Genomic DNA, 20,063 nt, shown 5'->3' on the forward strand with positions numbered 1-20,063 from the left:
ATCAGTCGAACACGCCGAACGTCATGTAGCTGAACCACGAGCGGTCCTGATTGTTGCCCAGGGCTTGCGGTGCTTCCTCTTCGATCACGTCGCCGTTCTCGTCGTGAGGCTTGAGATCCGAAGGGATGGCGTCTTTCGCGTCCTGGTACTGCTTGATCACGTCCTGATTGGCACGGGTTTCGCCCGGCGGCAATGGTGGGCGGGACTCGATCAGGCCCAGGGTATATTTGCTCAACCACGAACGGTTGTCCGCTTCGGCAACCTGAGGCACGAACTGGCCGTCTTTCAGGCTAGGGTGATCCGGGTAGTTGAGCTTCAGGGTTTCCAGGCTGGTGCTGGCCAGATCGTCCAGGTGCAGGCGCTGGTAAGCCTCGGTCATCACGGCCAGGCCATCACCCACCGAAGGGGTTTCCTGGAAGTTCTCGACCACGTAACGGCCACGGTTGGCGGCAGCGACGTAGGCCTGACGGGTCAGGTAGTAGTGCGCCACGTGAATTTCGTAGGACGCCAGCAGGTTGCGCAGGTAGATCATGCGCTGCTTGGCGTCCGGCGCGTAGCGGCTGTTGGGGTAGCGGCTGGTCAGCTGGGCGAACTCGTTGTAGGAATCGCGGGCGGCGCCGGGGTCACGCTTGGTCATGTCCAGCGGCAGGAAGCGCGCCAGCAGGCCAACATCCTGATCGAACGAGGTCAGGCCCTTCATGTAGTAGGCGTAGTCGACGTTCGGGTGCTGTGGGTGCAAGCGGATAAAGCGCTCGGCGGCGGACTTGGCGGCCTCCGGCTCGGCGTTCTTGTAGTTGGCGTAGATGAGTTCAAGCTGCGCCTGGTCAGCATAGCGCCCGAACGGATAGCGCGACTCCAGTGCCTTCAGCTTCGCTGTGGCGCTGGTGTAGCTATTATTGTCCAAGTCTTTCTGAGCCAGTTGGTACAACTCGACTTCGCTCAGGTTTTCGTCGACGACTTCCTTTGTTGACGAGCAAGCAGCAGTCATGGCGAGGATGGCGATCAGCAGCAGGTGTTTCACTTGCATGGCGGCTTGCGTCCCTATGACGGCCGCTGTCTTGGGCGGGGCCGTCCTGTTATGATGAGCGCCCCGTTGAAAGCCTCGGGGCAAAAGACGCCGTATTTAACCACAAGCGCGCAGCCGAAACCAAAGGCTGTGCCACGCCTAGTCTGAGCATGTCCGATAAAATTGAACTTCGCGCAGAGGTGCCGTCCGAATTGGGCGGCCAACGCCTCGATCAAGTCGCCGCACAATTATTCGCTGAGCACTCGCGCTCGCGCCTTTCCGCCTGGATCAAAGACGGCCGCCTGACTGTGGATGGAGCGGTTATCCGCCCGCGAGACATAGTCCATGGCGGTGCGATTCTTGAGCTGACTGCCGAGCAGGAAGCCCAGGGAGAATGGGTCGCCCAGGACATCGAGCTGGATATCGTCTATGAAGACGACGACATCCTGGTCATCAATAAACCCGCAGGCCTGGTGGTTCACCCGGCGGCCGGGCACGCTGATGGCACTTTGCTCAATGCCTTGTTGCACCACATCCCCGACATTATCAATGTGCCTCGCTGCGGCATCGTGCACCGTCTGGACAAGGACACCACCGGCTTGATGGTGGTGGCCAAGACCATTCAGGCGCAGACGCAACTGGTTACGCAGTTGCAGAGCCGTAGCGTCAGCCGGATCTATGAGTGCATCGTGATCGGCGTGGTCGTGGCGGGTGGCAAGATCAACGCCCCGATCGGTCGCCACGGCCAGCAGCGCCAGCGTATGGCGGTGATGGAAGGTGGTAAGCAGGCCGTGAGCCACTACCGCGTGCTGGAGCGTTTCCGTTCCCACACCCACGTGCGGGTTAAGCTGGAAACCGGTCGTACCCACCAGATTCGCGTGCACATGGCCCATATCAACTTCCCGCTGGTCGGCGATCCTGCCTACGGTGGTCGTTTCCGTATTCCGCCGGCAGCCAGCCAGACCATGGTCGAGTCGCTCAAAACGTTCCCGCGCCAGGCGCTGCATGCGCGCTTCCTGGAGCTGGACCATCCGACGAGCGGTCAGCGCATGAGCTGGGAATCGCCACTTCCTGACGATTTTGTCTGGTTGCTGTCGCTGCTCAAGCAAGATCGCGAGGCGTTTGTCGGATGAGTGACTGGCTGATACCTGACTGGCCCGCGCCGGACCGGGTAAAGGCCTGCGTCACCACCCGTGCGGGCGGCGTGAGCCTGGCGCCGTTCGACAGCCTCAACCTGGGCGATCATGTCGAGGACAGCCTTGAGGCCGTCCTCGAGAACCGCCGCCGTCTTACCGAAGCCTTTGGTATTCAGCCGGCCTGGCTGCGCCAGGTTCATGGCGTGAGTGTGGTCGAGGCCGACCCCGACCGCACGGCTGAAGCCGATGGCAGTTGGACCAGCACGCCGGGCATCGCCTGCACCGCCATGACCGCCGATTGCCTGCCTGCGTTGTTCTGCAACCGTGCGGGTACCCGTGTCGCGGCGGCCCATGCCGGTTGGCGTGGGCTGGCGGCGGGTGTGTTGGAAGCTGCTTTTGAAAGCCTGGCCGCAGAGCCCGCCGATGTATTGGTCTGGCTGGGCCCGGCAATCGGTCCGCAAGCCTTCGAGGTCGGCCCGGAAGTGCGTGACGCCTTCGTGAAGCAACTGCCGGGTACCGTCGACGCCTTTGTGCCGAGCCGCAACCTTGGCAAGTTCATGGCCGACATTTATATGCTGGCGCGTCTGCGCCTCGCTGCGCGTGGCGTCACGGCCGTGTACGGTGGCGGTTTGTGCACGGTGACCGACCCGCGTTTCTTCTCTTACCGCCGCAGCCCGCGCACCGGTCGGTTTGCCTCCCTTATCTGGCTGGAACGCTAGACTCTCCTGATCCATATCAAGCATCGCCCGCTTGAATCCTCCAGAATCCACCCCATCTATAAGGGTATCTGGCAGGTTTCTTCATTCAGGAATGTTTTATAGCTCCGGCCTGCTCAAAAGGAAGGTGACTAATGCGTATTGATCGTTTAACCAGCAAATTGCAGTTGGCCTTATCGGACTCCCAATCCTTGGCGGTCGGCCTCGACCATCCGGCCATTGAGCCCGCGCACTTGATGCAGGCGCTCCTGGAGCAGCAGGGTGGTTCTATCAAACCCTTGCTCATGCAGGTGGGCTTTGACGTCAACAGCCTGCGCAAGGAGTTGAGCAAAGAGCTCGACCAACTGCCAAAAATTCAAAACCCGACCGGTGACGTGAATATGTCCCAGGACTTGGCGCGCCTGCTTAACCAGGCCGATCGCCTGGCCCAGCAAAAGGGTGACCAGTTCATCTCCAGCGAACTGGTGTTGCTCGCCGCGATGGACGAAAACAGCAAGCTCGGCAAATTGCTGTTGGGGCAGGGCGTGAGCAAGAAAGCCTTGGAAAATGCCATCAACAACCTGCGTGGTGGCGACGCGGTCAACGACCCCAACCACGAGGAGTCGCGCCAGGCCCTGGACAAGTACACCGTCGACCTGACCAAGCGCGCCGAAGACGGCAAGCTTGACCCGGTGATCGGGCGTGACGATGAAATCCGTCGCACCATCCAGGTCCTGCAGCGGCGTACCAAGAACAACCCGGTACTGATCGGTGAGCCTGGCGTGGGTAAAACCGCGATTGCCGAGGGTTTGGCCCAGCGCATCATTAATGGTGAAGTGCCGGACGGCCTTAAAGGCAAGCGCTTGCTGTCCCTGGACATGGGGGCGTTGATCGCGGGTGCCAAGTTCCGTGGCGAGTTCGAAGAGCGCCTCAAATCCCTGCTCAATGAGCTGTCGAAGCAGGAAGGGCAGATCATTCTGTTCATCGACGAACTGCACACTATGGTCGGCGCCGGTAAAGGCGAGGGCTCCATGGATGCTGGCAACATGCTCAAGCCCGCCTTGGCGCGGGGCGAATTGCATTGCGTCGGTGCGACCACGCTCAACGAATATCGCCAATACATTGAAAAAGACGCAGCCCTTGAGCGGCGTTTCCAGAAAGTGCTGGTAGAAGAGCCGAGCGAGGAAGACACCATCGCGATCCTGCGCGGCCTGAAGGAGCGTTACGAGGTCCACCATAAGGTGGCGATCACCGACGGCGCGATCATTGCGGCGGCCAAACTGAGCCATCGCTATATCACCGACCGTCAGTTGCCGGACAAGGCGATCGACTTGATCGACGAAGCGGCCAGCCGTATTCGCATGGAAATCGATTCCAAGCCGGAAGTGCTCGACCGTCTCGACCGACGCTTGATTCAACTCAAAGTCGAATCCCAGGCGCTGAAAAAAGAAGAGGACGACGCCGCGAAGAAACGCCTGGAAAAACTCCAGGAAGAAATCGTGCGCCTGGAGCGTGAATATTCGGACCTCGAAGAAATCTGGACTTCGGAAAAAGCCGAAGTGCAGGGCTCTGCGCAAATCCAGCAGAAGATCGAGCAATCCCGCCAGGAACTGGAAGCCGCGCGCCGTAAAGGCGACTTGAACCGCATGGCCGAGTTGCAGTACGGGGTCATTCCCGACCTGGAGCGCAGCCTGCAAATGGTTGACCAGCACGGGAAGGCGGAAAACCAGCTGCTGCGCAGCAAGGTGACCGAAGAGGAAATCGCCGAAGTCGTCTCGAAGTGGACCGGCATTCCGGTGTCGAAAATGCTCGAAGGCGAGCGCGATAAGCTGCTGAAGATGGAGCACCTGCTGCACCAGCGCGTGATCGGCCAGGAAGAAGCTGTGGTGGCGGTGTCCAATGCGGTGCGCCGTTCCCGGGCCGGCCTGTCCGACCCGAACCGTCCAAGCGGCTCGTTTATGTTCCTCGGCCCGACCGGTGTGGGTAAGACAGAGCTTTGCAAAGCGTTGGCCGAGTTTCTCTTTGATACTGAAGAGGCCATGGTGCGGATCGATATGTCTGAGTTCATGGAGAAACACTCGGTGGCTCGCCTGATCGGTGCGCCGCCAGGTTATGTGGGCTATGAAGAGGGCGGTTACCTGACCGAAGCGGTGCGGCGCAAGCCTTACTCGGTGATCCTGCTGGATGAAGTGGAGAAGGCGCATCCGGATGTGTTCAACATCTTGCTGCAAGTATTGGAGGATGGTCGGTTGACGGACAGCCACGGGCGTACCGTGGACTTTCGCAACACGGTGATCGTGATGACGTCCAACCTGGGCTCGGCACAGATCCAGGAGCTGGTTGGTGATCGTGAGGCGCAGCGCGCGGCGGTGATGGATGCGCTGACCTCGCACTTCCGCCCGGAATTTATCAACCGGGTCGACGAAGTAGTGATCTTCGAACCATTGGCGCGGGATCAGATCGCCGGTATCACTGAGATTCAGTTGGGCCGTCTACGCGCTCGCCTGGCAGAGCGCGAGCTGTCGCTGGAACTGAGCCGCGAGGCGTTGGACAAGCTGATCGCGGTAGGTTACGACCCGGTGTATGGCGCACGGCCTCTGAAACGTGCCATTCAGCGCTGGATCGAGAACCCGCTGGCGCAGTTGATTCTGTCGGGCAGCTTCATGCCGGGTACCAGCGTTGAAGCGACGGTGGAAAACGACGAAATCGTCTTTCACTAAGCCCATCCTGCAAGGCTGATAAGAGAAGGCTCCGCATTGCGGGGCCTTTTTTTTCGATAGGGCGTTGAACTGTAAGGCAAAGGCTTGTAAAGTGCGCCCCGCAGCAACGTCAGCCCACGGGTTTCTTCTCCCCAAGAAGAAATCAGAAAGAAGCGCAAATCATTGTCTTAAAAGCAATTTAAAGGGTTGACAGGGGTTTTTAAGATTGTAGAATAGCGCGCCTCAGAGACGCTAACGTAGCGATACGGACAGGGTCGAAGAGGAAGGTTACACCGCAGTAAAATTGAAATATGTAGTTCCGTGATAGCTCAGTCGGTAGAGCAAATGACTGTTAATCATTGGGTCCCAGGTTCGAGTCCTGGTCACGGAGCCAATTTCAAACCGGGGTATAGCGCAGTCCGGTAGCGCGCCTGCTTTGGGAGCAGGATGTCGGGAGTTCGAATCCCCCTACCCCGACCATATTTGGGTCGTTAGCTCAGTTGGTAGAGCAGTTGGCTTTTAACCAATTGGTCGTAGGTTCGAATCCCACACGACCCACCATTTTTGAAACCAGCTCAGGCTGGAATCGAATCTTAAGATCAGAGGCCAAAAGCGCTGATCGAAGAAGGCGACTGAAAGGTCGCCTTTTTATTACCGGGGTATAGCGCAGTCCGGTAGCGCGCCTGCTTTGGGAGCAGGATGTCAGGAGTTCGAATCCCCTTACCCCGACCATATTGAAAATCCTCGTATCGAAAGATACGGGGATTTTTTTTGCGTGCACGAAACCCAAGTGCGCTGAAGAGTAACTGTGGGAGGGGGCTTGCTCCCACATGGCTTATGCGTTTTTAGTGAAGTTTGAGGCGCGGCTCCGTGCCACGTCCGATCTTGCTGCCCAACATCAACATCGCCGTACGGAAGAACCCATACAGCGCCATCTGATGCATGCGGTACAGCGACACATAGAACATCCGCGCCAGCCAGCCTTCCAGCATTACGCTGCCGGTCAGGTTGCCCATCAGGTTGCCCACCGCCGAGAAGCGAGACAGCGAAATCAGCGACCCGTAGTCGGTGTACTTGTACGACGGTAACTCCTTGCCCTCAATTCGCAGTTTCAGCGACTTGGCCAGCAGTGATGCCTGCTGGTGAGCGGCTTGCGCACGGGGCGGCACGTTGCGGTCGGTACCCGGTTGCGGGCAGGCCGCGCAGTCGCCAAACGCGAAGATATTTTCGTCGCGGGTGGTTTGCAGTGTCTGCAGTACCTGCAGCTGATTAATGCGATTGGTTTCCAGGCCATCGATGTCCTTGAGGAACGCCGGCGCGCGAATCCCGGCGGCCCACACTTTCAAGCTGGCCGGAATCACCTGGCCGCTGCTGGTGATCAGCGCGTCAGCCGTCACCTCACTCACCGCCGAGTCGGTCAGCACGGTCACGCCGAGCTTCTCCAGGGTTTTATGCACGGGCGCGCCGATGCGCTCCGGCAGGGCAGGCAGTACCCGTGGGCCGGCTTCGATCAGGGTGATGTGCATGTTTTCCGGCTTGATGCGGTCCAGGCCATACGCCGCCAGTTCATGGGCGGCGTTATGCAGCTCGGCGGCCAGTTCAACGCCGGTTGCGCCGGCGCCGACGATCGCGACGCTGATTTTCTCCACCACATCGCTCTGCCCTGCATGAGCGCGCAGATAGTGGTTGAGCAATTGTTGGTGGAAGCGTTCGGCCTGCTTGCGGGTGTCGAGGAATAGGCAGTGTTGCGCCGCGCCTTCGGTGCCGAAATCGTTGGTGGTGCTGCCGACCGCGATCACCAGGCTGTCATAGGCCAGCACGCGCGCAGGCACTAGCTCGCGGCCTTCTTCGTCGAGGGTGGCGGCCAGCTGGATTTTCTTCTGTTCACGGTCAAGCCCGCTCATGCGCCCCAGTTGGAACTCGAAGTGGTTCCATTTGGCCTGGGCGACATAATTAAGTTCGTCTTCAGAAGAGTTCAGCGACCCGGCAGCCACTTCGTGCAGAAGGGGTTTCCAGATATGGGTCAGGTTGGTATCTACCAGCGTGATGCTGGCGGTACCGCGCTTGCCCAGAGTCTTACCCAGGCGGGTAGCCAACTCCAGGCCGCCGGCGCGCGCCGCCGACGATAATAATACGATGGGTCATGGGGATATCTCGCAAGGCTAAAAAAAATCGGAGCAGTTACCCCCGCGAGCGCCAGGCAGCTCATAGCGTCAGGTAACTCAAAAGGCGGCTCAGCAGGCCGAGCCCAATCACCGCCACCAGCACCACACAGAGGAGCAGCCACGGCCGGAAAGGCTTGCGCTCGACTCTGTTCTGGGAGAGTTGCAGGTACTCTTCGACACGCTGTTGGTCGTCGGGTTTCAGGCGGCTGGTCATATAGAGCCTCGTCAGGTAGACGTTGCAAGGGGGCGCCACGTTACAGTCCGGGGGGATCAGAGGCTGATGCCCACGTCGAACACTATGCTGCGGCCCAGGTTATTGCGCAAGAAATCCGGCGCGTCCGGGTGGGCGAACAGCACCCGCGCAAACGTCGGCCCCACCAATGACAGCGAGCGCCAGCCTTGGCGCAGGTATTCCGTGGGAGGAGGAAGTGACTGTTGAGGTCGAGCACTTCGCGCTTGAGGCTGGTGAAGGCGACGATATCCAACTCGCCCAGGTCCATGCCGCGTTCTTTGTAGTTGTGTGCTTTTTTGCGCAATGTGGGCGCCAGGCGCAACAGGAATTCATGGGCAGGGATGCGTCGCGGCTTTGCCTCGCGCCGCACCAGTTGGCTCAAGGAGAAGGCGCTGCGACGGCGCAGTAACTCGTCGCGCCATTCGTCATTCAGGCGCCGGCCTTCATCGAGCACAAAAAACACCTCGAAACTGGCGTCGCGAAACAGCACATCCGGCGGCTCTTGCCCTGCGGCGTGGAATTCTTCGGCGCGGTAAGGCACGTTCAGGCCTTGCAGCAGGCGTTGGCAGACCCAACGCTCACGCTCCCATTTGCGGGCATTGGACAGGAACGCATTGGCTTGTTCGGCCGCCACGGTGAGCAGGCGCAAGTAATCTGAGTCATCCATGTTTGCAGCTTAGCGCTCAAATGATGACCGCAGGAAGTCCTGCTATAAAAGGTCGGTGTAGACTGGCGACTCTACTTCAACGCCAATGTAGAGGTGTGTGGTGAGGTTTTTTGCAGCGGTATTTCGTCTGTGATCAGTGCAGCAGTGCTGGCACCGAGCACTCTGAGCATCGGCTGGCTGCTGTATGCGCCGGTGGTGGCCTGGGCGGTCCTGCGCTCGCCGTGGGTTGAGTTGTTTGCCGATCGCCGACGTCAACATCTGCTGTTCGGTACGGTATTCGCGTTGTTCATGTTGTGGTTGGTCCGGCGGGATTTCGACACCGGCGTTTCCTACCACTTTATCGGCATGACGGCCGTAACCCTGTTACTGGATTGGCCCCTGGCAATCGTCGGCGGCTTCGCGGCGCAATTGGGTTTGATGTTATTCGGGCGTCAGGACCTCGCCGCTCTGGGCGTCAACGGTTTGTTATTGATTGCGTTGCCGGTGCTGGTCACCGAAGGCTGCGCACTGCTGGTGGAACGAGCGCAACCGCGCAATCCCTTTGTGTATATCTTTTGTTCCGGTTTTTTTGCTGCCGCGCTGTCGGCTTTGCTCTGCCTGTTGCTGGGGTTGGGCGTGCTGTGGTTCGACGGCCGGTTTGCGATGCCCGAATGGCTGGAGGATTTCGTCGGCTACCTGTGGTTGATCATCTTCCCCGAAGCCTTTATCAACGGCATGCTGATCAGCGCCCTGGTGGTGTTCTGCCCGGAATGGCTGGAGACCTTCAACCGTACGCGCTACCTCTCGGCGCCCTGGAAGGATGACGATTCACAGCGTTGATCCAGATCAAACCCCAGGCGGCCAAGCGGGCCCATGCTCTGCCAAATTTCTTCAGGAGCGCGGGTCATGAGTGTGTACGAGTGGGCACGGCAGGAGCTACGCAGAAGTCAGGATGCGGCACAGGAAATCGGTTTTGACCCCGGCTTGACCCTGCGCGCAATGCTCAGCGCCGTGGTACAGCAGAGCAAGGGTGTGCGCAGTTTCGAAGATCTGGCCGACGAGCTGCAATACCTTGCAGAGAACCTCGACGACCAGCAGGAATATGCTTTTATGCGGCCTTAATGGCGCGGCGGCAGGTCCTCGGAAAACAGCTCGTCTTCAGCGTCCGGTGCCACTGGGATCTTGTGTTCTTCAGCGGCCCAGGCACCCAGGTCGATGAGTTTGCAACGGTCCGAGCAGAATGGCCGGTTGAGGTTGGTCGCTTTCCATTCCACGGGTGCGCCGCAGGTTGGGCAGTCGACGGTCAAGGGTTGGCTCATGATCGGCCTCCACGCAAAGTAAGGTAAAAGTAATGCAGTCTCTCGACCTCTGCGTGTAGCCAGGCGAGGTCTTTATCGTTGACCAGCACGTCATCGGCATGGTTCAGGCGGTCTTCGCGGCTGGATTGCGCCTTTAGGATCGCCTGCACCTGTTGCTCGCTGATGCCGTCGCGCTGCAGGGTACGCTGTATCTGCAGCGCTTGCGGCACATCGATCACCAGGATGCGTTGGGTCATGCTGTACTGGCCGGATTCGATCAGCAGCGGCGATACCAGGATCGCGTACGGCGAGCGCGCTCGCGCCAGGTGGCTGCGAATCTCTTCGGCTATCAGCGGGTGCAGCAAGCCTTCGAGCCACAGGCGCTCTTCGGGAACTTCAAAGATCAGCTTGCGCAATGCGGCGCGGTCCAACTGGCCGTCAGGCTGCAGCACGCCGTCACCAAAATGCTCGGCGATGCGTGCCAGTGCCGGACGGCCGGGTTCGACCACCCAGCGGGCGGCATGGTCGGCGTCCACCAGGTCTATGCCAAGGTCGATAAAATGTTGGGCCGCCGCGCTTTTACCGCTGCCGATGCCGCCGGTAAGGCCGAGAATCCAAGGTGCTGCAACAGAAGTGGTCATCTGAAACCGACAGACTGCAAATAGAAGTCGGTTATTTGACCACCCCAGAGCAATGCAATCCAGCCGGCAATTGCCAGATACGGACCAAACGGCATGGGTGTCGATACTTGAGCCTTGCGCACACGCATCAGGATCAGGCCGATAAACACCCCCACCAGCGACGACATCAACAGTGTCATCGGCAGCATCTGCCAGCCACCCCAGGCTCCGAGCAATGCCAATAACTTGAAGTCGCCGTGGCCCATGCCGTCCTTGCCGGTGACCAGCTTGAACAGCCAGAACACGCTCCAAAGGCTCATGTATCCGAGCACCGCGCCCCACAGGGCGTCGGGTAGCGTGGTCAGCAGCCCAAAGCCATTGACGATCAGCCCCAGCCACAGCAGCGGCAGCACCAGCACATCCGGTAGCAACTGATGGTCGGCATCGATCAGGCTCATTGCCAGCAGCCCCCAGCTCACCACCAGCACCGCGCCAGCCTGCCAGCCGAAGCCGAAATGCCAGGCCACCAACGCCGAGGTCAACCCGCAGGCAAGCTCGGTGAAAGGGTAGCGTGCGCTGATTGCCCCCCGGCAGTGAGCGCAGCGGCCCCTGAGCGCCAGATAGCTGAGCACTGGAATATTTTCCCAGGGGCGGATCGCATGCCCGCAGCGTGGGCAACAGGAATTGGGGTGTAACAGGTTGTAGGTCGGCTCGGCGGGTTCTGCGGGCAGACCCAGCACTTCAAGGGCCTGCGCGCGCCATTCGCGGTCGAGCATTTTGGGCAGGCGCCACACCAGCACGTTGATAAAGCTGCCGACTATCAGCCCCAGCACCGCTGCCATCGTGACCAAGGCCCACGGGTGCTCGCTTAGCAGCTGGCTCAAAATGCGCTCCCCAGTTGAAAGACCGGCAGGTACATGGCGATGACCAGCGCTCCGACAATACCCCCGAGTACCAGCATAATCAGCGGCTCCATCAGGCTGGTGAGGTTATCGACGAGGTTGTCGACATCCGCTTCATAGTGGCTGGCGACCTTTTCCAGCATGCGCTCGAGTGTGCCCGACTCTTCGCCGATCGCCGTCATCTGGATCGCCATGCCTGGGAACAGGCCGCTGATGGCCATGGATTGATTCAATTGCATGCCGGTGGATACATCGCGACGCATATGTTCGATTGCCTGTTTGAACGGACCGCTCCCGGCAGCCCCTGCCACCGAATCCAATGCCTGCACCAGCGGGACGCCGGCGGCGAAGGTAGTGGAAAGGGTACGGGCGAAGCGGGCGACGGCGGATTTTGTGAGCAGTTTGCCTGCCAGAGGCGCTTTCAACAAACCGGCATCCAGCCAGTAGCGAAAACCCGGCGAGGCTCGATAGGCATGGCGCAGCCCGATGACGCCCGCGCCCAGGCCCAGCGCCAGTAGCCACCAGGCCTGCTGCATGAACGCAGACAGATTGATGACGTGCAAGGTAAACCCTGGCAGTTGGCCGTTGACGCCGGCAAACAGCGCCTGGAACTGTGGCACCACGTGGATCAGCAGCACGCCCGTCACGAGGCTGGCAATCACCAATACCGCGATAGGGTAAGTCATGGCCTTTTGGATCCTGGCCTTGAGTTGCGCGCTTTTTTCCCGATGGGTCGCCACGCGCTCCAGCAGGGTTTCGAGCGCCCCGGCCTGTTCGCCAGCAGCCACCAGGTTGCAATACAGCTCATCGAAATAGCGGGGTTGTTTGCGCAGTGCTTCAGCCAGGCTGGTGCCGGCGGCGATTTGCTGTTTGAGCCCGTGCACCAGCGCGCGGACTGGGCGGTTTTCGAAGCCTTCGCTGATGATGTCGAAGGCCTGCAGCAGGGCGATCCCGGCTTTGAGCAGCGTAGCCAGTTGGCGAGTGAAGAGGGTGATGTCGGCTGTTTTTATCGGTGGGTAGAGGCTGGGCAGTAACGGGTTTTTTTGCGCACGCGGCCGGGGCTGATGCCTTGTTGGCGCAATTGCGCCTTGACCAGGGCGGGGTTGTGCGCGCGGGTGTGTCCGCCCACCCGGCGCCCTTTGCGGTTGATGCCTTCCCAGGTATATGTCGTCGAAGCGTTGTTCATGTAACGGTTCCGCACACGGGTCGTAGAAGATTTATAGCTTAGTCAGGTGACGGATTCGGGCTGGCTGGCGTTGGCAAATAAAATGTCAGAATGTGCGTCTTGCGGGCGATTGAGCACTCGCGGGTGAGTACACTGGCGCCGCAGCACAACACGGGGCGCAGGATGCGCCTTGTCATGAGTTCTATTCTGGAGAGTGAATGTGATACGTCAGAAAGGCTTTACCCTGATTGAATTGCTGATCGTCGTTGCGATCATCGGCATTTTGGCCACTATCGGCCTGCCCATGTACACCACCCACCAGGCCAAGGCCAAGTTCACCGCCGGCCTGGCTGAAATCACTGCGCTGAAGGCCGGATACGAAAGCGTCATCAACGAGGGCACCGTGCCGAAACTGGAGTTGATCGGCGGCACCAGCCCCACCGCCAACTGCAAAATCGACGTGGTAGGTGATGTGGCCACGGGGGCGGGCAGCATCAGCTGCGAAATCCTCGACGCCCCTGCGCCGGTGCTGGGCAAGACCATCAGCCTGACGCGCACCGCCGCCACCGGCTGGAAGTGCACCACAACCGCCGAAGGGAAATACGTCGGTAAAGGTTGCGGCACTGACGGGGCGTAACTGCTCAACCATCCACAGGGACGTAGAGGTGGCCGATGGTGTTATCCGTACCGCAGCGAGGCAATATTTTCCTGGTGGTCGTGGTGTGCCTGCTGGCGGTTGGGATTTGCGCGCCGTTCAGCGGGCATGACCTGCAGCGTGTCATGCAGATCGCCATCGGGCTCTGTGCGGTGCTTTACGGGTTGTCGGTCGCCCCTGCCGTGTCGCTGGTGGATCGGCCCACGGCCCTGGGCCTGGCGCTGATCATCGGGTTGGGCCTGGTCTCTTCGGCGCTGGCCCATCAGCCTGTGTGGGCACTGATTGAAGTGGCACTGTTTGTCAGCTGTGCGGCGATCACGCTGGCATTTGCCTTGCTCCGCCGTCACGGCGGAGAGTCGCTGGATCGTGTGCTGATCCTTATTGTGGTGCTGCTGTGCCTGATCAAATCGATCCAATACCTGTATGCCGGTGCCCTGGCGTTCACCAGTGGCGAACGCACCCTGGACCCAGACCTGCTGCTGTCCGGCTTTTCCAACAAGCGCTTCTACGGCCAGTTCCAGACATTCACCCTGCCGTTGCTGGCGCTGCCCTTGCTGATGCCCACTGTCTCCCGCGTTTGGCGAGGGGGGCGTGTTGGCGTTGCTGTGCGTCTGGTGGCTGATAGCGATCAGCGGTGGCACGCGCGGCACCTGGCTCGGCATGAGCGCGGCGGGGCTGGTGCTCGCGGTGCTGGGGCCGGTTGGTCGACGTTGGCTGGGGTGGCAACTGGCGGCGGTGCTGGGCGGGCTGGTGTTGTATTGGCTGGCATTCACGCTGCTGGCGCAATACCTGGGGTTCGAGACAACCAAGGACGCTGGTGATCGTCTCACTACGACACTGTCGGGCCGGGAGGCGATCTGGTGGCAGGCGTGGCACATGCTTGTCGAGCATCCGTGGCTGGGCTTTGGCCCGATGCATTTTGCGGATATCGCCAACGAGATTGCCGCCCATCCCCATCAAGCAATCCTGCAGTGGGCCAGCGAATGGGGCGTGCCCTCGGCCCTGTGCGTGGCGGTATTGGCGTGGCGAGCCGGATGGGCTACGTGGGGCCTGCTGCGCAGGCGCATGCTTTGCGCCGCGCGCGTGGACCTGCTGCGGTTATGCCTGTTTGCCGCGTTGGTCGCGGCGTTGGTGCAATCCATGGTCGATGGGGTGATCGTGATGCCCAACTCCCAGGTCTGGCTGGCGCTGGTGGTGGGCTGGCTGATGGCGTTGCATGTGTGGCAGGCGCCCGCCACCGCCGCGCTGCCGCCGGCCTGGTTCGCGTGGAGGGTATTGAGCGTGCTGGCCGTTGGTCTGCTGGTCGGGGTTGCGCTTCGCGACGTGCCGCACATCAAGCCTGCCCAGCAGGCGTACCTGAGCGGGGAAGGCCGTCATCTGCAACCGCGCTTCTGGGCCCAAGGGGTTATTGCCCGCTAAAAAAGGCGCGAGTTGCCGGACGCCGGATGCGGTGCTAGCTTTAGCCCACCGCCCGTGTAGCTCAGTCGGTAGAGCAGCGCACTCGTAACGCGAAGGTCGCAGGTTCGACTCCTGTCTCGGGCAAAAGAGCATCACTGTTTCAATAGACGTGTTTCAAAGGCAATGTTTTCAGATGATCCCAGAATGGTTCTGAAGGCCAGACGAGTCGGCATTCGTGCCTGCTCTTTTGTATCTGCGCAACCTTGATGTCCCAGATGCATCCCCATTCCTCGATCTAAGAGAACGACATGACCACAACTGAAATGACCCAGGAAGCTCGGCACGAAGAAGCACTCAAGAAATACCTTGAGGCCACGCCGCAGCTTAAAGACGAAATCAAGGACCTGAGCGCCGATGACCAGCGCGACCAGATTCAGTGGGCATTCGAGGACGAGGCCGAGAGCCAGAGTCTTCAGCCTTGGGAGCTGACCCTCAAGTACACCTCCACGCCGGAAGAATTCGAAGCGGCACGGCTGGCCTTGCACAAAGAGGCGGCCGAGGTGTTGGGTGTCGATTGGGAAGAGTATTGCGAGATGAATAATCTGGTCGTCTGACGCAGACACGCCGTAGTGAGCGGGCAAGCCCGCTCACTAAAACGATCAGCCCTCAGATGCTCAGCCGCATCGACAAATCCACCGCCTTCACATCCTTGGTCATCGCCCCGATGGAGATGTAGTCCACCCCGGTTTCAGCGATGGGCAGCAGGGTGGTTTCATTGATCCCGCCGCTGGCTTCCAGCTTTGCCTTGCCGCCGTTGAGGCGCACGGCTTCACGCATATCCTCCAGGCTCAGTTCATCAAGCATGATGATATCGGCGCCCGCCGCCAGTGCCTCGCGCAGTTCATCCAGGCTTTCCACTTCGATTTCCACCGGCTTGCCGGGGGCGATTTTGTGGGCGGCGGTGATGGCCTGGGCGATGCCGCCGCAGGCTGCGATATGGTTTTCCTTGATCAGGAACGCGTCATATAAACCGATGCGATGGTTGTGGCAGCCACCGCAGGTCACAGCATACTTTTGCGCCAGGCGCAGGCCCGGCAGGGTTTTGCGGGTGTCCAGCAACTTGACCTGGGTGCTGGCGACAAAGTCCGCCAGGGATTGCGCGCGTGGCTACCCCGGACAGCAATTGCAGGAAATTCAGCGCAGAGCGTTCGCCGCTGAGCAATGAACGTGCCGGGCCTTCGAGGTGAAATAGTGCCTGGTTGGGGCTGACGCGCTCACCGTCGGCCACGTGCCAATGCACGGCGACGCGTGGGTCCAGTTGGCGGAACACCGCGTCCACCCAGGCCGTGCCGGCGATGACGGCGGCATCACGGGTAATGATGTTGGCCGTGGCCAGCCGTTCGGCCGGGATCAACTGCGCGGTGATATCGCCACTGCCGATGTCTTCCAGCAGTGCGCGGCGCACGTTGGCTTCGATTTCGGCGGTGAGGTCGGCAAGACGGAGGTTCGGCATAACAGGCTCCACAAACAAAGTGCCCCGATTATAGGGGCTGCGTGCGTGCGAACCCAGGCTCACCACTCATTTACAGCGCAATGTCAGAGTTTGCTGGCGCAACCCCTCTCATTTGCAAGATAATCTCGCGCCTTGCAATTGGCGTCATAGCTTTGACGTGCTGGTGATAACCGGTTATTCGCAGCGCCCCAACGGGCCTGTACCCGATATTTCCCAACTCAATACCGCCGTTTCAGGAGGCCAGGATGCACAATGACGGAAAGGTGGTGCCAATCAGCACGGCGCATGCCATGCCATCGCCGCTGGCCCGTCTGCCGATAGTGTTGCAGCAGGTTCGCGACAAGGCTGCGCAACAATTGCAGCAGGGCCTGCAAGAGCTGTTCGATAACGCCGACGACACCTTGTTCGAAATGGCTGACAAGGCCGGCAACAACCTCGACCACCATATTTTTTTCGAAGCCATGCGCGACCTGCGCCTCAAGCGCAAGAACTTTGAGCGCGTGTTCATGCAGAGGCTGTTCGACGCCTTTGCCGAGTTGGGCCTGGCGGGGCGTGGTGTGCTTCAACGGGTGCCGGCTTTGTCCTATGACACGACGCCGGGCACCTCCAAGGATGAGCAGGAAAAAGCCGTGGCGCTTGACGCCATGCTTGGCCGGGTACACCACCGCGACGGCCTGGCGCTGTCACAACTCACCGCGCGCTTGAGCGCCGTGCTGGGCAATCGCCTGGATGATCGTGAAAACCCCTTGGGGCCGGCGCAGCTGTGCGAATTTTTTCTGCAGGCGGGGCGCAGCCTGGGCGTGGAGATCCGGGTCAAACTGATCATGCTCAAGCTGTTTGAGAAATACGTGCTCAGTGACGCCGACCAGCTCTACTGCGAAGCCAATCAATTGCTGGTGGCTACCGGGGTGTTGCCCGAACTCAAGGCTGTACCGTCCCGTCGCCCCGGCGGGCGCGCGCCCGTGATCACCAGCGCGAAGCGGCAATGCCGGCGGCCGATCAGCCCGTCGATGAAAATGGCCAACAGGCATTCGCCGCCTTGCAGACGTTGCTGGCCGCAGTACGCGGTAGTGTCGCGCCCACCCTGGAAGCCAGCGCCGCACCCCAGCCCATCGCCACCCGCGACCTCGTGCGGCTGTTATCGCATTTGCAGCAATACGTGCCGGAGCCTGATGCCGAGGACGATTTTGACCTGCGCAACCAACTCGAGCAGTTGCTAACCCGCGTCAGCGTCAAAAGTGGCAAGTCACGGGTGGTGGAAGCGGTGGATGAAGACGTGATCAACCTGATCGCGTTGCTGTTCGAATTTATCCTCAATGACCGCGCCGTGCCGGATGCCTTCAAGGCCCTGATTGCGCGCTTGCAGATCCCGCTGTTGAAAGTGGCGGTGCAGGACAAGAGCTTCTTCAGCCGTGCCGGCCACCCGGCCCGGCGCCTGCTCAATGAACTCGCGGCAGCGGCCATGGCCTGGAGCCCTGTGGATGACTACGCGCGCGACAGCCTGTACATGCGCATCGAGCAGGTGGTGCAGCGTTTGCTCAATGAATATGTCGAAGATCCGCTGATTTTTTCCCAACTGCTCGCCGAGTTCTGTGGGTTTATCGCCCAAGAGCAGCGCCGCAGCGAGCTGCTTGAACAGCACACCCTCGATACCGAGGCCGGGCGCGTCCTCACCGAAGCCGCCCGGCAGCGGGTAGCCGACGCCTTGAATCGACGGCTGCTGGGCAAGGTGTTGCCGCATGCGGTCGTGCAGTTTTTACAGCAGGCCTGGAGCCAGGTGCTGCTTTTGACCTGCCTTAAGCACGGCGAGCAGTCGGTGCAATGGCAGGCGGCGCTGCGCACCATGGACGAGCTGATATGGAGCGTCGGCCTGCAGGCAGATACCGAAGCCGGACGGCACTTGCTGGAGCAGTTGCCGCGCTTGCTCAAGGCATTGCGCGACGGCTTGGCCAGCGCCGCGTTCGACCCGTTCAGCAGCCGTGATTTTTTTGTTCGCCTGCAGGCCCTGCATGTTCGGCCGCCCGACGGCGAAGGCTTGCTCGAAGTGCGCGAGCCTTTTGTGTTCAGTGTGCTGCCGCCCGATTCGGCCGAAGGCCTGGCGGACGATGATCCTGATCTGCTCAAGGTGCGCCAACTACGGCTCGGTAGCTGGGTCGTGTTCCAGCAAGACCAGGCTGACGCCCTGCGTTGCAAATTGCTGGCGATCATGGCGCCGGCCAATACCTATATTTTTGTCGGCCGCACGGGGCTCAAGGTCCTGGAGAAAAACGCCGGCCAACTGGCGCGGGCGTTCAAGCGCGGCGCACTGCATACCCTGGACGATGGGCCATTGTTCGAACGCGCGCTGACGGCTGTGATCAGTCAATTGCGTCAACTCAATCGCGGCAAGTGATCGCAACCACAGGGTCGAACGCGGCATACTGGTCATAATTAGTCACATTCAAGGATCCTGTATGCAGTTGGACCCCGCCAGTGGTTGGTGTCAGGGCATTCCCCATTGCCCTTCGCCCAACTTCAACGAGCGCCCCACAGGCGAAATCTCACTGTTGGTGGTGCATAACATCAGCCTGCCTCCGGCACAGTTCGCCACCGGCAAGGTGCAGGAGTTTTTTCAGAATCGCCTGGATGTCACGGAACATCCCTACTTTGAAGGGATCGCCGACCTGCGCGTGTCTGCGCATTTTCTGATTGAGCGCGACGGCGATGTGACGCAGTTTGTGTCCTGCAACGACCGGGCCTGGCATGCTGGAGTCTCGTGTTTCGAAGGGCGTGAAACGTGCAATGACTTTTCCGTGGGCATCGAGCTGGAGGGGACGGACGATCTGCCCTTCACCGACGCTCAATATGCGTCATTGATCGACCTGAGCCGCCAGTTGCTCAAGGCCTACCCAGGCATCACCGCGCAGCGTATTTGTGGCCACAGCGATATTGCTCCGGGACGCAAGACCGACCCCGGCCCCGCTTTTGATTGGACGCGCTTTCGCAGCGCCCTGCAGGATGGAGGACACGCACGATGAGTTTTCTGGTTTTGGTGCTGGCGGTGTGGATCGAGAAGTTCTCGGCCCTGCGCCAGCGGTTGCAGCGTGACGGCGGCTGGTTGCGCGAATTGGCCAAGCTGGAAGCGAGCCCGCGCATGGGCAAGCGCCCGTGGCTGATCCTGACCGTATTGGTGTTGCTGCCGGTGGCGTTGCTGGCGCTGTTGCTGCTGGTGCTGGAGCCCGTGGCGTATGGCCTGTTGGCGCTGCCGGTGCACCTGTTGGTGGTGATCTACAGCCTGGGGCGTGGTGATCTATTGGCCGGCCTCGGTCCGTTTCGCGATGCCTGGCGGCGTGGGGACCTGCAAGCCGCCGAACATGTAGCCGAACGCGACCTGAAACTGGGCGCCGACAGCGGCGAGCAACTGCTGGAGCGCGTTCAGGGCCATCTGTTGTGGCAGGCCTATCAGAGCTTTTTTGCGGTGATTTTCTGGTACTTCCTGCTGGGCCCGGTCGCCGCCCTGGCTTATCGCCTGCTGGCGCTGGCCAGTGAACACAGCCGCAACCCTCTGGTGGCCGAGCGCGCCGGGCAACTGCGGCATGCGTTTGACTGGTTGCCGGTGCGCTTGCTGGCCGCCAGTTTTGCCTTGGTGGGCAATTTCGTTGCGGTCAGCCGGGTGATGCTGCATGAACTCCTGAGTTGGGACATCAGTGCCGCGCAGTTGGTCGAAAAAGTCGGCCTGGTGGCCGCCGAAATCCCACCGCCGGCAGTGGGCGCCGACGGCATCAACAGTCTGGATCGTCTGTGGGAGTTGCTGTTGCGCGCGGCGGTGTTGTGGTACGCGGGGTTTGCCATCTGGACCGTGTTGCCTTGATCTCAATGGTCAGCCGGGCTTGCCCGCAAGGGGCTGCGTAACAGCAGCCCCGATTCTCGCTCGTTAACCTTAAGTTACAAAAC

The 20,063-nt window shown here is 60.5% G+C and carries 14 protein-coding genes, 5 tRNA genes and 6 pseudogenes; 16 read left to right on the forward strand and 9 right to left on the reverse strand.

Annotation, left to right across the window (positions count from 1 at the left end):
• Position 1: 1 nt before the first annotated feature.
• Positions 2-1,027: an outer membrane protein assembly factor BamD gene (locus tag AB4O25_RS22405; protein ID WP_017529870.1), complete on the reverse strand. Its 1,026-nt coding sequence runs from the start codon at positions 1,025-1,027 to the stop codon at positions 2-4.
• A 149-nt stretch (positions 1,028-1,176) separates the two neighbouring features.
• Here AB4O25_RS22405 and rluD point away from each other — a divergent pair, with 149 nt between their 5' ends.
• The 7 genes from rluD to AB4O25_RS22440 all read left to right on the forward strand — a co-directional run bounded on the left by rluD (position 1,177) and on the right by AB4O25_RS22440 (position 6,268).
• A complete protein-coding gene (gene rluD / locus AB4O25_RS22410) occupies positions 1,177-2,139 on the forward strand; it encodes a 23S rRNA pseudouridine(1911/1915/1917) synthase RluD (RefSeq protein ID WP_003171668.1) in 963 nt (320 codons plus the stop codon).
• Entirely contained in the window at positions 2,136-2,861 is a 726-nt protein-coding gene (pgeF, locus tag AB4O25_RS22415) for a peptidoglycan editing factor PgeF (protein ID WP_065877317.1), read from the forward strand. The genes rluD and pgeF overlap by 4 nt, the downstream gene beginning before the upstream one ends.
• Positions 2,862-2,992: 131 nt before the next feature.
• Positions 2,993-5,557 (forward strand): ATP-dependent chaperone ClpB, encoded by a 2,565-nt coding sequence (gene clpB / locus AB4O25_RS22420; RefSeq protein WP_065877316.1) that lies wholly within the window; start codon positions 2,993-2,995, stop codon positions 5,555-5,557.
• A gap of 297 nt (positions 5,558-5,854) precedes the next feature.
• Positions 5,855-5,930 (forward strand) — tRNA-Asn (locus AB4O25_RS22425).
• A 9-nt stretch (positions 5,931-5,939) separates the two neighbouring features.
• Positions 5,940-6,016: transfer RNA gene (locus tag AB4O25_RS22430), tRNA-Pro, on the forward strand.
• A gap of 5 nt (positions 6,017-6,021) precedes the next feature.
• A tRNA-Lys gene (locus AB4O25_RS22435) sits at positions 6,022-6,097 on the forward strand.
• 94 nt (positions 6,098-6,191) lie between these two features.
• Positions 6,192-6,268 (forward strand) — tRNA-Pro (locus AB4O25_RS22440).
• Positions 6,269-6,381: 113 nt separating this feature from the next.
• Here the strand turns inward: AB4O25_RS22440 and AB4O25_RS22445 are convergent.
• The 3 genes and pseudogenes from AB4O25_RS22445 to AB4O25_RS22455 all read right to left on the reverse strand — a co-directional run.
• Positions 6,382-7,681, reverse strand: a pseudogene (locus AB4O25_RS22445) (NAD(P)/FAD-dependent oxidoreductase).
• A 60-nt stretch (positions 7,682-7,741) separates the two neighbouring features.
• On the reverse strand, positions 7,742-7,915 hold the full coding sequence (locus AB4O25_RS22450) for a DUF3094 family protein (RefSeq protein WP_017529866.1): 174 nt from the start codon (positions 7,913-7,915) through the stop codon (positions 7,742-7,744).
• A 119-nt stretch (positions 7,916-8,034) separates the two neighbouring features.
• Positions 8,035-8,600: pseudogene (locus AB4O25_RS22455) on the reverse strand (DUF1780 domain-containing protein); the annotation flags it as partial.
• Between the two features lie 129 nt (positions 8,601-8,729).
• Between AB4O25_RS22455 and AB4O25_RS22460 the strand changes: the two are divergent.
• Positions 8,730-9,419, forward strand: coding sequence for an energy-coupling factor ABC transporter permease (locus AB4O25_RS22460; protein ID WP_460149987.1), 690 nt, complete (start codon positions 8,730-8,732; stop codon positions 9,417-9,419).
• Positions 9,420-9,485: 66 nt separating this feature from the next.
• Positions 9,486-9,701: a hypothetical protein gene (locus AB4O25_RS22465; RefSeq protein ID WP_003171680.1), complete on the forward strand. Its 216-nt coding sequence runs from the start codon at positions 9,486-9,488 to the stop codon at positions 9,699-9,701.
• On the opposite strand, the gene yacG is transcribed toward AB4O25_RS22465, so the two are convergent.
• The 4 genes and pseudogenes from yacG to AB4O25_RS22485 all read right to left on the reverse strand — a co-directional run bounded on the left by yacG (position 9,698) and on the right by AB4O25_RS22485 (position 12,585).
• Positions 9,698-9,898 (reverse strand): DNA gyrase inhibitor YacG, encoded by a 201-nt coding sequence (gene yacG / locus AB4O25_RS22470; RefSeq protein WP_003188437.1) that lies wholly within the window; start codon positions 9,896-9,898, stop codon positions 9,698-9,700. The two genes, AB4O25_RS22465 and yacG, sit on opposite strands and share 4 nt — an antisense overlap.
• Positions 9,895-10,518: a dephospho-CoA kinase gene (gene coaE / locus AB4O25_RS22475; protein WP_017529864.1), complete on the reverse strand. Its 624-nt coding sequence runs from the start codon at positions 10,516-10,518 to the stop codon at positions 9,895-9,897. The genes yacG and coaE overlap by 4 nt, the downstream gene beginning before the upstream one ends.
• Positions 10,515-11,381, reverse strand: a complete 867-nt coding sequence (locus tag AB4O25_RS22480) for a prepilin peptidase (protein ID WP_017529863.1) — start codon at positions 11,379-11,381, stop codon at positions 10,515-10,517. The genes coaE and AB4O25_RS22480 overlap by 4 nt, the downstream gene beginning before the upstream one ends.
• Positions 11,378-12,585 (reverse strand): annotated as a pseudogene (locus tag AB4O25_RS22485) (type II secretion system F family protein). The gene AB4O25_RS22480 and the pseudogene AB4O25_RS22485 overlap by 4 nt, the downstream one beginning before the upstream one ends.
• Positions 12,586-12,787: 202 nt before the next feature.
• On the opposite strand from AB4O25_RS22485, the gene AB4O25_RS22490 reads away from it, so the two are divergent.
• From AB4O25_RS22490 to AB4O25_RS22505, 4 genes and pseudogenes are all read left to right on the forward strand, one after another.
• Positions 12,788-13,201, forward strand: coding sequence for a pilin (locus tag AB4O25_RS22490; protein ID WP_026067420.1), 414 nt, complete (start codon positions 12,788-12,790; stop codon positions 13,199-13,201).
• Between the two features lie 35 nt (positions 13,202-13,236).
• Positions 13,237-14,638 (forward strand): annotated as a pseudogene (locus AB4O25_RS22495) (O-antigen ligase family protein).
• 50 nt (positions 14,639-14,688) lie between these two features.
• Positions 14,689-14,761: transfer RNA gene (locus tag AB4O25_RS22500), tRNA-Thr, on the forward strand.
• A 164-nt stretch (positions 14,762-14,925) separates the two neighbouring features.
• Complete coding sequence (locus AB4O25_RS22505) at positions 14,926-15,231, forward strand: DUF6388 family protein (RefSeq protein ID WP_017529859.1); 306 nt, start codon at positions 14,926-14,928, stop codon at positions 15,229-15,231.
• 52 nt (positions 15,232-15,283) lie between these two features.
• On the opposite strand, the pseudogene nadC reads toward AB4O25_RS22505, so the two are convergent.
• Positions 15,284-16,130, reverse strand: a pseudogene (gene nadC / locus AB4O25_RS22510) (carboxylating nicotinate-nucleotide diphosphorylase).
• Positions 16,131-16,375: 245 nt separating this feature from the next.
• Between nadC and AB4O25_RS22515 the strand changes: the two are divergent.
• The 3 genes and pseudogenes from AB4O25_RS22515 to ampE all read left to right on the forward strand — a co-directional run bounded on the left by AB4O25_RS22515 (position 16,376) and on the right by ampE (position 19,980).
• Positions 16,376-18,522 (forward strand): annotated as a pseudogene (locus AB4O25_RS22515) (DUF1631 domain-containing protein).
• A gap of 61 nt (positions 18,523-18,583) precedes the next feature.
• The gene (gene ampD / locus AB4O25_RS22520) at positions 18,584-19,147 is read left to right on the forward strand and encodes a 1,6-anhydro-N-acetylmuramyl-L-alanine amidase AmpD (RefSeq protein ID WP_017529856.1); all 564 of its coding nucleotides are present in this window, start codon (positions 18,584-18,586) and stop codon (positions 19,145-19,147) included.
• Positions 19,144-19,980, forward strand: coding sequence for a regulatory signaling modulator protein AmpE (gene ampE / locus AB4O25_RS22525; RefSeq protein ID WP_017529855.1), 837 nt, complete (start codon positions 19,144-19,146; stop codon positions 19,978-19,980). The genes ampD and ampE overlap by 4 nt, the downstream gene beginning before the upstream one ends.
• Positions 19,981-20,063 lie beyond the last annotated feature (83 nt).

This window comes from Pseudomonas sp. S3_A03 (assembly GCF_054668275.1).